Origin of the sequence: Streptomyces sp. HUAS ZL42, assembly GCF_040782645.1 — a bacterium.
GTDB lineage: Bacteria > Actinomycetota > Actinomycetes > Streptomycetales > Streptomycetaceae > Streptomyces.
Genome location: NZ_CP160403.1, coordinates 5691959 through 5705084, shown reverse-complemented (window position 1 = coordinate 5705084; position 13126 = coordinate 5691959). Strand labels below are relative to the sequence as shown.

Here is a 13126-nt window from a genome sequence, read left to right as displayed (position 1 = left end):
TCAGACGACCCGTACGCCCCTCCGCCACACCCCCGACACCAGCGGGACGCCCGGTCGGTAGGCCAGGTGGACGTGGCTCGGGGCGTCCAGGAGCATCAGGTCGGCGTAGGCGCCGGGTTCGATGCGGCCGACGTCGCGGCGGCGGAGGGCGGCGGCTCCGCCTGCCGTCGCCGACCAGACGGCCTCGTCGGGGGTCATTCTCATGTCCCGTACGGCGAGCGCGATGCAGAAGGGCATGGACGAGGTGAAGGACGAGCCCGGGTTGCAGTCCGTGGAGAGGGCGACCGTGACGCCCGAGTCGAGGAGGCGGCGGGCGTTCGGCCACTCGGCGCGGGTGGAGAACTCGGCGCCGGGCAGGAGGGTCGCGACGGTACGGCTGTTCGCGAGGGCGTCCACGTCGGTGTCGGTGAGGTGGGTGCAGTGGTCGGCGCTGGCCGCGTCCAGTTCGACCGCCAGTTGCACCCCCGGGCCGTACGACAGCTGGTTGGCGTGGATGCGCGGTTGCAGGCCCCTCTCCCGGCCCGCGGTGAGGATCGCGCGGGCCTGGTCGCCGTCGAAGGCGCCCTTCTCGCAGAAGACGTCGATCCAACGGGCGTACGGGGCGCAGGCGTCGAGCATCTCGCCGGTGACGAGGGCGACGTACGCGGCCGGGTCCTCGGCGTGGTCGGGCGGCACGATGTGGGCGCCCAGGTAGGTGACCTCGTCGGTGTGGGCGGCGGCGATGCGCAGGGCGCGGGACTCGTCCTCGACGGTCAGGCCGTAGCCGGACTTCGTCTCGAAGGTGGTGGTGCCCTGGAGGAGGGCCTCGGTGAGGTATCGGGTGAGGTTCGCCTCCAGGTCGGCGTCGGTCGCGGCCCGCGTCGCCGCGACCGTCGTACGGATGCCGCCCGCGCTGTAGGCCAGACCGGACATGCGGGCGTTGAACTCCTGCGTCCGGTCGCCCGCGAACAGCAGGTGGGAGTGGGAGTCGACGAAGCCCGGGAGGGCCGCCCGGCCGTCGGCGTCGACCCGATTGTCAGTGGCGGGTGCTTTCCTGGATTCACCGGTCCACACGACGCGGTCGTTGTCGATGACGACGGCCGCGTCCTGGACCAGACCGAGGGGAGAGCCGTCACCGAGGGAGGGGTCGTTGGTGACCAGCGTGGCGATGTTGGTGATGACGGTGCTGCTCATGGCGTCCTTGTCCGTGGCCTGGCGGGGGGCGGTGGTCAGGCGCGCAGGGCTTCGACTGCCTGCGCGAGGGCCTGTGGCACATCCGGCAGGAGCGTGTGCGCCCCGTCGCGTACGACGTGCCGGCCTCCTACGATCGTGTGCCGTACGTCCGCTGCTGTCGCGGCGAATACGGCCGTCTCGGCGCCGAGCCCGGGCAGTGGCCCGGCCGTTCTGACCGAGTCGAGCGCGATCGTCGTGAGGTCGGCGAGCGCGCCCTGCTCGATGGTGCCCGCGTCCTGCCAGCCGAGGGCCGTGTGGCCGTCGGCGGAGGCGGCCCGCAGCAGGGCCGCGGCCGTCCAGTGACCGCGGCTGCGGGTGCGCAGGCGTTCGTCGAGCTCCATCGCGCGCGCCTCCTCCAGCAGGTCGATCACGGCGTGGCTGTCGGAGCCGAGGGAGAGCGGGGAGCCGGCCCGCTGGAGGGCGGCGGCCGGTCCGATGCCGTCCGCGAGGTCGCGCTCGGTCGTCGGGCACATGCAGGTGCCCGTGCCGGTGCCGCCGATCAGCGCGATGTCCTCGTCGGTGAGGTGCGTGTTGTGGACGCCGGTGGTGCGGCGGCCCAGGACCCCGTGCTCGGCGAGAAGCTGCGTGGGCGTGCACCCGTGGGCCTCCCGGCAGGCGTCGTTCTCGGCGGTCTGCTCGGACAGGTGCACATGGAGCGGGGCCCGCCGCTCCTCGGCCCAGTGTGCGACGGTCGCCAGCTGCTTCGCGGGCACGGCCCGCACGGAGTGGATGGCCGCCCCGATCCGCGCGTGATCCCGTTCCTTGAGAACTGAACAGCGTTCGGCCCAGGCCTCGGCGCTCCCGTCGGAGAAGCGGAGCTGATGGGTGTTGGGCGGCTGTCCGAAGCCGGAGGAGAGATACGCGGTGTCGAGGAGGGTGATACGGATACCGGCGTCGGCGGCTGCCGAAAGGAGGGCCTCGCCCATGGCGTTGGGGTCGGCGTAAGGGGTGCCGCCCGGGGCGTGGTGGAGGTAGTGGAACTCACCGACGCAGCTGATCCCGGCGAGGGCCATCTCCGCGTACACCGCGCGGGCGAGCGCGTGGTAGGTCTCCGGGGTCAGCTTGTCGGCGACCGAGTACATGACCTCGCGCCAGGTCCAGAAGGTGCCCGAGCCGACCTGGACGGTGCCGCGCAGGGCGCGGTGGAAGGCGTGCGAGTGGGCGTTCGCCAGCCCCGGCAGCGTCAGTCCGCGGAGGATCTCGGCGCCGGGGGGCGGGGTGGGCGTGTCCGTGCGGACGGCGGCGACACGTCCGTCCGCGACCTCGACGGCGACGCCCGGCTCGACGTGGGTGCCGAGCCAGGCGTGCTCCAGCCAGTACGTCCGCGTCACGTGCAGGCCAGCCCTTCCAGTACGTCGGCGAGTGCGAGGACCCCGGCCACACAGTCGTCCTCGGCGGCGAACTCGGCCGGGGAGTGCGAGACCCCGGTGGGGTTGCGCACGAACAGCATGGCGGTCGGGATGCTTCCGGACAGGATCCCGGCGTCGTGTCCGGCACCGGTACCCAGGACGGGGACTCTGAGACCGGTGTCCACGCCGCTGCCCTGGCCGGCGTCCCTGCCGCCGTCCCTGCCGCTGTCCTTGCCGCCGTGCTTGCCGCTGTCCTTGCCCAGGATGCGGGCGAGTTCGTCGCGCAGGGCGTGGTCGAACTCGACGACGGGGGTGAATGACTCGCGGACGACATCGAGGTCGACGCCGTGCTCCCGCGCGTACGCGCGCGCCGCCTTCTCGACGCCGTCGACCACGGTGCCAAGGGTCTCCTGGTCGGCGGCGCGGGAGTCGAGCCAACCGCGGACCAGGGAGGGGATGGCGTTGACGCCGTTCGGCTCGACGGCGATCTTGCCGAAGGTGGCGACCGCGCCCGCGAGTTGCGCCTCCCGCCGGGCGGCGAGGACGGTCTCGGCGTAGGACAGCATCGGGTCGCGCCGGTCCGCGAGCCGTGTGGTGCCGGCGTGGTTGGCCTCGCCGCGGAAGTCGAACCGCCACCGCCCGTGCGGCCAGATGGCGCTGGCGATACCGATGCGGTCGCCGCTGAGATCGAGGGCACGGCCCTGCTCCACGTGCAGTTCGACGAAGGCGCCGATGCGGGCGAGCCGCTCCCGGTCGGGCCCGATGGCGTCGGGGTCGTATCCGGCGGCCTCCATCGCCCGGGGCAGGGTGACCCCGTCGCCGTCGGTCAGCCGGTGAGCCTGCTCGACGGTGAGCTGCCCGGCGGTGAGCCGCGACCCGACGCAGGCGAGCCCGAACCGGGCGCCCTCCTCGTCGCCGAAGTTGACGACGGCGAGGGGCTTGGTGAACGTCACCTGCCGCGCCCGCAGTTCGTCGAGCGCGGCGAAGGACGACACGACCCCGAGGGGCCCGTCGAAGGCCCCGCCGTCGGGCACGGAGTCCAGATGGGACCCGGTGACCACGGCGTCCCCGGCGGCGGGATCCCCGAGCCAGGCCCACTGGTTGCCGTTGCGGTCGACTTCGTAGGCCAGCCCGCGGGTCCGCGCCTGGTCCTCGAACCAGGCCCGGCATTCGGTGTCGGCGGCCGTCCAGGCGAAGCGGCGGTAGCCGCCGGAGGTGGCGTGCCGGCCGATGGGGTGCAGCTCGCGCCACATCCGGTGGAAGGAAGCCGCAGTCGCCGCGGGCTGTGGGCAGTCGTTCCGCAGGGCGACGGGGGTCCCGCCGCTCGAGCGGAGCCGAGAGTGGGGGCGGGGGGGCACAGCCGGGCCCGCGCCCGGCGACGAGGCGTCAGCCCCCACCGGGGAGTTACCGCTGCGCCCACCCTCGTGCCCAGTCACGCGTCGTCACCCTCACGCATCGGAACCCGGACCCCCCGCTCGTCCGCCACCGACTCCGCGATGTCGTACCCGGCGTCCACGTGACGGATGACGCCCATGCCCGGGTCGTTGGTCAGCACGCGGCGGATCTTCTCCCCGCCCAGTTTCGTGCCGTCGGCCACCGTCACCTGCCCGGCGTGGATCGACCGGCCCATGCCGACGCCGCCTCCGTGGTGGATGGAGACCCAGGACGCGCCGGACGCCACATTCACCATGGCGTTCAGCAGCGGCCAGTCGGCGATCGCGTCGGAGCCGTCGAGCATGGCCTCGGTCTCGCGGTACGGGGACGCCACCGAACCGCAGTCCAGATGGTCACGTCCGATGGCCAGTGGAGCCGCCAGTTCGCCGCTCGCCACCATGTCGTTGAAGCGCTCGCCCGCCTTGTCCCGCTCTCCGTAACCGAGCCAGCAGATCCGGGCGGGTAGGCCCTGGAAGTGGATCCGCTCCCCCGCCATCTTGATCCAGCGGGCGAGGGACTCGTTCTCGGGGAAGAGGTCAAGGATCGCCTTGTCGGTCTTCGCGATGTCGGCCGGGTCGCCCGACAGCGCCGCCCAGCGGAAGGGGCCCTTGCCCTCGCAGAACAGCGGACGGATGTAGGCGGGGACGAAGCCCGGGAAGGCGAACGCCCGGTCGTACCCGGCGAGTTGGGCCTCGCCGCGGATGGAGTTGCCGTAGTCGAAGACCTCGGCGCCGGCGTCCAGGAAGCCGACCATCGCCTCGACGTGCTTGGCCATGGACTCGCGGGCCCGGGTGGTGAAGCCGGCCGGATCCTTGGCGGCGGCCGCGGCCATGTCCTCGAAGGCGATCCCGAGCGGCAGGTACGACAGCGGGTCGTGGGCGGAGGTCTGGTCGGTGACGATGTCGATGGGGGCGCCCATGGCGAGAAGCTGTGGAACGAGCTCGGCGGCGTTGCCGAGGACGCCGATGGAGAGCGGCTTGCGCTGGTCGCGGGCCTCCACCGCCAGCTGCAGGGCGTGGTCGAGGGAGTCGGCCTTCACGTCCAGGTAGCGGTGCTCGATGCGGCGCTCGATCGCGCGTGGGTCGCAGTCGATGCAGAGGGCGACGCCGTCGTTCATGGTCACGGCGAGCGGCTGGGCGCCGCCCATGCCGCCGAGGCCGGCGGTGAGGGTGATCGTGCCGGCGAGGGTGCCGCCGAACTTCTTCGCGGCGACGGCGGCGAAGGTCTCGTAGGTGCCCTGGAGGATGCCCTGGGTGCCGATGTAGATCCAGGAGCCGGCCGTCATCTGGCCGTACATGGTCAGGCCCAGCTGCTCCAGGCGGCGGAACTCCTCCCAGTTGGCCCAGTCGCCGACGAGGTTGGAGTTGGCGATGAGGACGCGCGGGGCCCACTCGTGGGTCTGCATGACGCCGACGGGGCGGCCGGACTGGACGAGCATCGTCTCGTCCTGCTTCAGCGTCCTCAGCGTGCGGACCATGGCGTCGAAGGAGCGCCAGTCGCGGGCCGCCTTGCCGGTGCCGCCGTAGACGACGAGCTTGTCCGGGTGCTCGGCGACCTCGGGGTCGAGGTTGTTCTGCAGCATCCGCAGGGCGGCCTCCTGCTGCCATCCCAGGGCGCTCAGTTCCGTACCGCGCGGCGCTCGTACACCACCAGGGGGCGGCCCGAAGGACCTCGTTCGAGGGTGGTGGCGGGAGACGGGCGGGCGGGGTCCTGACATGGTCTGCCTCCTAGCGGACTGTACCTTCCCTTATTCACATCCTTGCCCTCTGAATAGAACTAGTCAATACAGCGGCGCGCCAGCGCGGGCGGGCTGTGGATGTTTGGCTGGATGTACGGGACGAATCGGCGCGGGCGACGACAGCGACGGGGGACGTGGTGGACAGCGGCAAGGACACTCAGGTGACCGGCATCGACGGGGCGGCGAGGCGCGACGGGGCGGTACGGGCCGCCGTGGAGCAGGGCCTGCTCGGGCCGGGCACCCCCATCGTCGGGCTGCTCGACGTCACCGGCATCCGGGAGGCCGCGGCGGATCTGCGAGCGGCGTTCGACGCGGTCACGGCACCCGGCACGCCCGTGCTGCACGCCTTCGCCGTGAAGGCGACGCCGCTGGTGCCGGTGCTGCGGCTGCTGCGCGAGGCGGGGCTCGGAGCGGAGGTGGCGAGCCCTGGCGAGCTGGCGCTGGCGCGCGCGGCCGGTGTGCCGCCGGCCCTCACCGTGCTCGACTCCCCCGCGAAGACCCCGGCGGAGTTGCGGGAGGCGCTGGCGCTGGGGATCGCCGTGAACGCGGACAACCCGCAGGAGCTGGAGCGCATCGACGGTCTGATGAGGTCGGCCGCAAGCCGCTCGCCCCTCGGGATCCGGGTGAATCCGCAGGTCGGCGCCGGTTCCATCCAGGCGCTGTCCACCGCCACGGAGACCTCGAAGTTCGGGGTGGCGCTGCTGGACGAGGGGGCCCGCGAGTGGGTCGTGCGGGCGTACGCCGAGCGGCCCTGGCTGACCCGGCTGCACGCGCACACCGGCTCCCAGGGCATTCCGCCCTCGATGATGGCGCAGGGCGTCGCGGAGACCTACGCACTCGCCGAGGAGATCAACCGGCGGATAGGCCGGCGGCAGATCGACACGATCGACATCGGCGGCGGGCTGCCGGTGAACTTCGCCTCGGACGCGACGACGCCGACGTACGCGCAGTACGCGCGATTGCTGAGCGAGGCGGTGCCGGGGCTGTTCGACGGGCGGTACGGGCTGGTCACCGAGTTCGGGCGGTCGCTGCTGGCCAAGCAGGGGACGGTGGTGGCGCGGGTCGAGTACGCCAAGAGCTCGGGCGGGCGGCCGGTCGCGGTCACGCACGCGGGCGTGCAGGTCGCGACGCGGACGGTGTACGCGCCGGGCTCCTGGCCGCTGAGGATCGCCGCGTACGACGCGAAGGGGCGGCCGAAGGAGGGGCCCGCGGTCGTGCAGGACGTTGCCGGGCCCGCCTGCTTCGCGGGCGACCTGCTCGCCGAGGGGCGCGCGCTGCCGCTGCTCGAGCAGGGCGACTACGCGGCGGCGCTGGACACCGGAGCGTACTACTTCGCGCACCACTACGGGTACAACTCCCTGGCCCGGCCGGGCATTTACGGCTTCGCGCCGGACGGGGCCGGGGGCATCGCCTTCGCCCCGGTGCGCGAGCCGCAGACACTGGACGAGATCGTCGCCGAGTCAGGAGGGGCGCACGCCGCCGCGCTCACCACCCTCCCCGCAGCCGAGCGCCGTTGACGCGCGCCGGTGGGCATGTGTGATCAACTGGAGTGAAAACGGAGTCAGTTGACCCACCCTAGTCGCTTCACGCATGTTCCACCGGAAAATGCCAGATCCCTCACCCGCGGCGCACACGTTGCGTAGTTTCACTGTCACTCAGCCGAACCCCGAGGCGGGAGGGGAGCGACGGTGCCCGGAATCGACGAGTGCCTATTGGAGGCCATGCGGCTGCCCGGTGCCCTGGGCGCGTCGCTGGTCGACTGGACGAGCGGACTGGCCCTGGGCACGGTCGGGGAGTTCCCGGGCGGCGACCACGAGGCCGCGGCCGCCGAGGCCGCGGAACTGGCGCGGCTGGCCGCCGAGCAGCGGGCGTTCGCCCCGGCCGACGGCAATGTGGAGGCGGATCCACCGGTCGAGGATCTGATCCTCAGCAACCGGGACGGCTACCACCTGCTGCGGTTCGTGCCGACGTCCTTCGACAGCAGCGTGTTCCTGCACCTGTGGCTGTCCAGAACGGACGGCAACCTCGCACTGGCGCGCATACGGCTGGGCGACATGGCCGGACGGCTGGTGCTGGGATGATCGTGGTCGAGGCAACCCCGCCGCCCCGGCTGCCGGTGCGGAACAAGACGGCGGCCAACGAGCGGACCCACGGCGGTCTCTCGCCGATGCTGACCCGGCTCGCGGCCGAGCGGGCCACCGGCGTCCTGATCCGCGAGCTCGGCACGCTCTACCTCGCCGAGGGCCGCGTGGTGCACGCCGAGAGCCCCCTCGCCCCCGGCCTCGACGTACTCCTCACGGCCCACGGCACGCTCGACGCGGAGACCTGGCGGGCGGCGGCGGACGGGGCCGGTGACCAGCTGGGCGCCGGCCGCCTCCTGCTCGACACCCACCGCCTCGCCCAGGGCGCCCTGGAGCTGTGCCACCTGGGCGCGCTGTACGACGCCGCATACTTCGCACTCGCCCCCAGCAGCACCCCGGGCCGCTTCCGCTACGGCACGGCCCACTGGCTCGGCCCCATCCACCCGGTGCCGGTCGCCGCCCTGGAACGCGAGACGCTGCGCCGCCGCGCCCTGCTCCAGCGCATCTGGCCGGACCCGCTCACGGACAGAGCCCCGCTGACCCGGGCCGCCGCGGTCGCCGCCCCACCGGTCCCGCCACGTCAGCAGGCGGTGCTGGCCCTGGTGGACGGCGCGCGCACGGCGGCGGACATAGCGCGCCGGCTGGGCCGGAGGGCGTTCCCCACGCTGGTGGACGTACGGCGCCTGGCGGCGGCGGGCCTCGTCTCCCCGCATGCCCCGCCCCCGGCCCCGGCTCCGGCCCCCCGCAGCCCCCTGCCCGACGTGACCGACCCCGACATCACCCTGCTGAAGAGGCTCAGGGATGCGCTGGAGGCCCTTTGAACGGCAACAACCGCACGCCGAGAGGGGAGAGCCCATGGCGTCCGAGCCCCAGATAGTCGACGAACTCCGCCGGCTCAGAACCCGCGTACCGCAGCTCACCGGCGCCCTCGCGGCCAGCGTGGACGGACTCGTCCTCGCCCAGGACACCCCCGGTGTGGAGCCGGAGGGCGTGGCCGCGCTCACCGCCGCGGCGCTCGGCGTGGCCGTTCGCCTGGCGGACGCGACCGGCCGCGGCGAATTCCGCGAGCTGCTCGTGCGCGGCGCGTACGGGTACGTCGCCACGTACGCCGCGGGCCGCACCGCCGTCCTGACGCTGCTCGCCGAGGACCGCGTCAACGTCGGCCGCCTGCACCTGGAGGGCCGCCGGGCCGGCACCCGCATCGGGGAGCTCGTCGACGCGGAGATCGCCGCCCGCGCCGACGCAGCCGAGAAGGCTCCCGTCAAGACCACCACCGCACGGACCAGAGCCGCGCGCACCTCACGCACCACTGCCACCAACGCGCGCACCACGGAAAGTTGAGAGGAAACGAGGGAACACCCATGGCCAATACCGAAACCGCCCTGAAGGAAGCGCTCGCCTCGATCGAGGGCGCCACCGGAGCCGCGCTCGTCGACTACACCAGCGGTATGGCGCTGGGCACGATGGGCGGCAGCAAGAGCTTCGACCTGAACGTCGCCGCCGCCGGCAACACCGACGTGGTGCGCGCCAAGATGCGCACCATGGAGCATCTGGGCCTGAAGGGCGAGATCGAGGACATCCTGATCACCCTGTCCGGCCAGTACCACCTGATCCGGCTGCTCAAGGGCCGTGGCGGCAACGGCCTCTTCCTCTACCTGGTGCTGGACGCGGCCCGCGCCAATCTGGCCATGGCCCGGCACCAGCTGAAGAAGATCGAGGAGGACCTCGAGGTCTGACGCCGGGCCGAAGGACCGGCTACACGAGTGCCGCGGTGCGGCGGCGCGCCCCACCGGGGGCCGCGTCGCCCGCCGCGATGCCCGTGCTGCGGTAGGCCTTGACCGCCTTGCCCACCGGGTGACCGCCGCGTCCGCCGAGCCAGTCGACGCGCACCCACAGCAGCGCGTCCTCGGCCCGCTCGCGTCGCCCGAGCCAGGCGGCCTTCAGCCGCAGCCCGGCCCCGCATCCGGCCAGCAGCATCCCGCCGGCCGCGGGGACGGCGAACGCGCTGCCAAGCGCGGCCGCGAACGCGAGCAACAGCCACCAGCGGTGGCCGCGGCGCCAGGTGCGGACGGTCACGGCGCGGTCCTGGAGCACGTCGTGCTTGCCGGCGCGGGCGGCCGATCGGGCGAGGGCGGAGTACCTCCTGCGGCGCGCGTACGACACGACGGCCGACGCGACGATGAACAGCGCCGCCCCGGCCAGCACCCCGATCCGCCGGCCGGTGATGCCCGGCACCAGCACTCCGACACCTGCCGCGAACAGGCCGAGCCACCACATCGGCGCCGCTCCGGCCCGTACGACGACGGCCACCCGGGCCAGTCCCTGACCTCCGCGTGCCACGTTCCGCCTCCTCGTCGTCCCGCACTGTCCGTTCGTTTCCGTCGGGCCGGAAGGCTAGCGAGCGAAGGTGAGACGAGTCTGAGAAGGTCCGGCGGGGATCACTCCACGAACAGCCCCCGCGCCGCCGCCTTCGCGTCGAACTCCTCCAGCCGCGCCTGCGCCTCGGGCAGGTCGTCGCACATCGCCTCGAGCAGGACCCGGCCGAGCAGCATCGGGGCGCAGGCGGTGTCGAAGGCGAGCCCGGTGCCGACGGCGGCCGGCAGCAGCAGGTCGGAGACCTTGGCGACCGGCGCGAAGGCGGAGTCCGCGACCGTCACCACGGTCAGCCCGGCCTCCTTGGCGTAGGCGAGGGCGTCCACGACCTCGCGCGGATGCCGCGGCAGCGCGAAGCACAGCAGGGCCGAGGCGCCGGCCCGTACGGCGGCGTCGATCCGGTCGTGGATCATCGTGCCGCCCTCGTGCAGCAGTCGTACGTCCGGGTGGACCTTGGCGGCGAAGTACGCGAAGCCGTACGCCTGGGAGGCCGCGGCGCGCAGGCCCAGGACGGGCAGGGGACGCGAGGCGGCGAGGATCCGGCCCGCGCGCCGCACCGGCCGGGGGTCGGCCAGCAGTTCCGCCAGGTGCCTCAGGTTCTCGATCTCGGCCTCGACGGCCTGCTGGTACTCGTTGAACGAGCCGGGAGCGGCGGTCGGTTCGGCGGGCGCGACCTCGCGCAGGTGTTTGCGCAGTGCCGGGTAGCCGTCGAAGCCGAGGGCGACCGCGAACCGGGTCACGGAGGGCTGGCTGACCCCGGCCAGCTCGGCCAGCTCCACGCTGGACAGGAACGGCACGTCGGGGGCGCGCCGCACCATGCTGTGCGCGATGCGCCGCTGGGTCGGCGTCAGCCGGTGGCCCTCGAACAGCGCCTGCAGCCGGGCGGCCGGGCTGTCCGTCACACCGTTGTCCGTGTCCGCCACACCAACGCTCTCGTCCGCGCTCATCACGCAGTCCCCTCCGGATGCCTCTCTTATTCACTCATCAAGAACTCTGCATGAGGTTATGCAGACGGGCAAGAGCCGCCACTCCGCCCCGGCGCTCTCGCCGTTTGATCAACAGGGATCGCCGCCGGGGCGGGCCGTGTGGGGCTTTCCCCCCGTGGCTCGTGTCAGGTCCCCCGTATACGGCTGCAGGCGGTGACAACGACGAGCGCGACCGCAGCGCCCGCTTCGGTGGCCAGGGTGTCGGCCACCAGTCTGTCCATGTGCGGACGGAGACCGTCGACGAGGATGAAGGCCGCCGCGGCACCGCTGAGCGCAGCCGTCGCGCCGGCGCCCCAGCGACGACGGTGCCTGGCGCAGAACCACCGGGCCAGGAGCATCATCACCGGTGCGGCGACCGGCAGTTGCCGCTCCCCCGACAGGGCGAGTACGGCCCAGGTGGCACCGCACACCGCCGAGCACCACGCCAGAACCCGGGCCGTCTCACTCCACGTCACCGGCTTCGCCTCGGCCACCGCGCCTTCCCTTCCGTTCCCCTACGCCATTGGGGCACGGTCAGCCGGCCGGCCGCAGCCTGTGGACCAGCCCTGCCGAGAACCGATTTGGAGTCCTGCAGGCTTCAACAACCTGGTTCCCAGCCATACTTCACATGCGGGGATCATCCCGTGATCTGAACGGCGGGAGAGGCAGCGATCCGGTGAGCAGCGGCAGCAAGGGGCTGGGGAAGGTCGAGGTGCGGCTCAAGTGGGACCCGAGTCCCTTGCACCAGCCACCTCATCATCTCGACATCATCGCCGCGACCTACTCGGCGGACGCCCCCTTCGGGCGGCCTGTGTACATCGTCCACTACGACAGTCGCTCGCCGGACGGCACCATCAACATGAGCCGGCACAGCCAGACCGGTCAGGGCTTCGGCTACGTCGAGGCGATGACCCTCGAACTCGACCGCCTCGCGCCCTCCTTCGCACGGGTGGTCGTGGGCGTGGCGATCCACCAGAACGCCGGTCTCAAGACCTTCGCCGACATATCGAACGCAGGAGTCCTGGTCGTCGACGGGTACACGGAGTTGCTGAAGGACGACTTCGCACAGATCGCCGGGTCCACCGCAGGGACCGTCGCGGAGTTCACCAGGGACCGTTCCGGAGCGTGGGAGTTCCAGGAGATGGTCCGGGGCTTCGACAGCGACCCGGTCGTCTTCAGTACGGAGATGGGCGCCGCACCACAGTCCTGACGGTCGTGTCCCGGGGAGGGCCCCACGGGCAGGGAGCCGGATCGACCTCGTCGCGACAGGCAGGTCAGACGCCGACGCGTGCGCGGCGTCGGGCCGTGGACGCCTTACCTCGCTCCGGAGAGGCAGTGGGCTGTGCTCCCCCACGCGATGGTTCCTCCGGCGTCGCCGCGTATGTTTCACGTCAATGACCTGGCCCGCTCGCCGATGACGTAAGACGGTGAGTACAGGAAACCTTTCCAGCAGACGAGGAGCCCGCCATGCGCGCCCGTGACCTGGCCGTCGAGTACGAAACGGTGAGCGTCGACAGCGACGCCGTGGAGGCGGCCCGGCTGATGGCCGAGCACAGGCTGCCGGGCCTGCTCGTGGTGGACGAGTGGGGTGAGCCGAAGGCGATTCTCCCGGCCTCCCAGATGGTCAAGGCGCTGGTGCCGGCCTACGTGATCGAGGACCCGACGCTCGCCGCCGTCGTCGACGAGAAGCACGCCGACCGGCTCTGCCAGGCCCTGGCGGGCCGACGCGTCGGGGAGTGTCTGCCCCGCGAGGCGGCCGCGCCCCCGATCGCCGATCCGGACGACACCGCCCTGGAGGTGGCCGCGCTGATGGCGCGAGTGCGCAGCCCGCTGGTGGCCGTGGCCGAACGGGCGAAGGGCAGGCATACGGAAGAGGGCACCCACCTGCTGGGCGTGATCACCGCGTCCCATCTTCTGCACGAGCTCCTCGGGGCAGCGGGCGCACCGAACACCCCCTGAGGGCAGGGACCGCAA

At 72.5% G+C, this 13126-nt stretch carries 14 protein-coding genes; 7 read left to right on the top strand and 7 right to left on the bottom strand.

Annotated elements, in window-relative coordinates; translation table 11 throughout:
- From hutI to hutU, 4 genes are all read right to left on the bottom strand, one after another.
- Positions 1–1173, bottom strand: a complete 1173-nt coding sequence (gene hutI, locus ABZO29_RS26275; RefSeq protein WP_367322642.1) for an imidazolonepropionase — start codon at positions 1171–1173, stop codon at positions 1–3.
- A gap of 35 nt (positions 1174–1208) precedes the next feature.
- Positions 1209–2543: a formimidoylglutamate deiminase gene (locus ABZO29_RS26270; protein ID WP_367322641.1), complete on the bottom strand. Its 1335-nt coding sequence runs from the start codon at positions 2541–2543 to the stop codon at positions 1209–1211.
- Positions 2540–3814: an allantoate amidohydrolase gene (locus tag ABZO29_RS26265; protein ID WP_367322640.1), complete on the bottom strand. Its 1275-nt coding sequence runs from the start codon at positions 3812–3814 to the stop codon at positions 2540–2542. Before ABZO29_RS26265 ends, ABZO29_RS26270 begins: the two co-directional genes overlap by 4 nt.
- A 179-nt stretch (positions 3815–3993) precedes the next feature.
- Positions 3994–5712, bottom strand: coding sequence for a urocanate hydratase (gene hutU, locus ABZO29_RS26260; RefSeq protein ID WP_367322639.1), 1719 nt, complete (start codon positions 5710–5712; stop codon positions 3994–3996).
- A gap of 182 nt (positions 5713–5894) precedes the next feature.
- On the opposite strand from hutU, the gene ABZO29_RS26255 reads away from it, so the two are divergent.
- From ABZO29_RS26255 to ABZO29_RS26235, 5 genes are all read left to right on the top strand, one after another.
- Positions 5895–7250, top strand: a complete 1356-nt coding sequence (locus tag ABZO29_RS26255) for a diaminopimelate decarboxylase (protein WP_367322638.1) — start codon at positions 5895–5897, stop codon at positions 7248–7250.
- A gap of 171 nt (positions 7251–7421) precedes the next feature.
- Positions 7422–7814, top strand: a complete 393-nt coding sequence (locus ABZO29_RS26250; protein WP_367322637.1) for a hypothetical protein — start codon at positions 7422–7424, stop codon at positions 7812–7814.
- Complete coding sequence (locus tag ABZO29_RS26245; RefSeq protein ID WP_367322636.1) at positions 7811–8635, top strand: transcriptional regulator; 825 nt, start codon at positions 7811–7813, stop codon at positions 8633–8635. The genes ABZO29_RS26250 and ABZO29_RS26245 overlap by 4 nt, the downstream gene beginning before the upstream one ends.
- 34 nt (positions 8636–8669) lie before the next feature.
- Positions 8670–9155 (top strand): roadblock/LC7 domain-containing protein, encoded by a 486-nt coding sequence (locus ABZO29_RS26240; protein WP_367322635.1) that lies wholly within the window; start codon positions 8670–8672, stop codon positions 9153–9155.
- 20 nt (positions 9156–9175) lie between these two features.
- Positions 9176–9550, top strand: a complete 375-nt coding sequence (locus ABZO29_RS26235; RefSeq protein ID WP_367322634.1) for a hypothetical protein — start codon at positions 9176–9178, stop codon at positions 9548–9550.
- Positions 9551–9569: 19 nt separating this feature from the next.
- Here ABZO29_RS26235 and ABZO29_RS26230 read toward each other — a convergent pair whose 3' ends face one another.
- The 3 genes from ABZO29_RS26230 to ABZO29_RS26220 all read right to left on the bottom strand — a co-directional run bounded on the left by ABZO29_RS26230 (position 9570) and on the right by ABZO29_RS26220 (position 11646).
- Positions 9570–10154, bottom strand: a complete 585-nt coding sequence (locus tag ABZO29_RS26230) for a hypothetical protein (RefSeq protein ID WP_367322633.1) — start codon at positions 10152–10154, stop codon at positions 9570–9572.
- Positions 10155–10252: 98 nt separating this feature from the next.
- Complete coding sequence (locus ABZO29_RS26225) at positions 10253–11134, bottom strand: MurR/RpiR family transcriptional regulator (RefSeq protein WP_367322632.1); 882 nt, start codon at positions 11132–11134, stop codon at positions 10253–10255.
- A 164-nt stretch (positions 11135–11298) separates the two neighbouring features.
- Complete coding sequence (locus ABZO29_RS26220; RefSeq protein ID WP_367322631.1) at positions 11299–11646, bottom strand: hypothetical protein; 348 nt, start codon at positions 11644–11646, stop codon at positions 11299–11301.
- Between the two features lie 182 nt (positions 11647–11828).
- Here ABZO29_RS26220 and ABZO29_RS26215 point away from each other — a divergent pair, with 182 nt between their 5' ends.
- The gene (locus tag ABZO29_RS26215) at positions 11829–12362 is read left to right on the top strand and encodes a TerD family protein (protein WP_367322630.1); all 534 of its coding nucleotides are present in this window, start codon (positions 11829–11831) and stop codon (positions 12360–12362) included.
- Positions 12363–12619: 257 nt separating this feature from the next.
- The gene (locus ABZO29_RS26210) at positions 12620–13111 is read left to right on the top strand and encodes a CBS domain-containing protein (protein ID WP_367322629.1); all 492 of its coding nucleotides are present in this window, start codon (positions 12620–12622) and stop codon (positions 13109–13111) included.
- The last annotated feature ends 15 nt before the right edge of the window (positions 13112–13126 follow it).

What these genes read in the sequence shown, in the direction of transcription:
- ABZO29_RS26210 (WP_367322629.1), top strand. Translation starts at nt 12,620, where the DNA reads ATGCGCGCCCGTGACCTGGCCGTCGAGTACGAAACGGTGAGCGTCGAC.
- ABZO29_RS26265 (WP_367322640.1), bottom strand. Translation starts at nt 3,814, where the DNA reads ATGTGGCGCGAGCTGCACCCCATCGGCCGGCACGCCACCTCCGGCGGC.
- ABZO29_RS26245 (WP_367322636.1), top strand. Translation starts at nt 7,811, where the DNA reads ATGATCGTGGTCGAGGCAACCCCGCCGCCCCGGCTGCCGGTGCGGAAC.
- ABZO29_RS26225 (WP_367322632.1), bottom strand. Translation starts at nt 11,134, where the DNA reads ATGAGCGCGGACGAGAGCGTTGGTGTGGCGGACACGGACAACGGTGTG.
- ABZO29_RS26235 (WP_367322634.1), top strand. Translation starts at nt 9,176, where the DNA reads ATGGCCAATACCGAAACCGCCCTGAAGGAAGCGCTCGCCTCGATCGAG.
- hutU (WP_367322639.1), bottom strand. Translation starts at nt 5,712, where the DNA reads ATGTCAGGACCCCGCCCGCCCGTCTCCCGCCACCACCCTCGAACGAGG.
- hutI (WP_367322642.1), bottom strand. Translation starts at nt 1,173, where the DNA reads ATGAGCAGCACCGTCATCACCAACATCGCCACGCTGGTCACCAACGAC.
- ABZO29_RS26240 (WP_367322635.1), top strand. Translation starts at nt 8,670, where the DNA reads ATGGCGTCCGAGCCCCAGATAGTCGACGAACTCCGCCGGCTCAGAACC.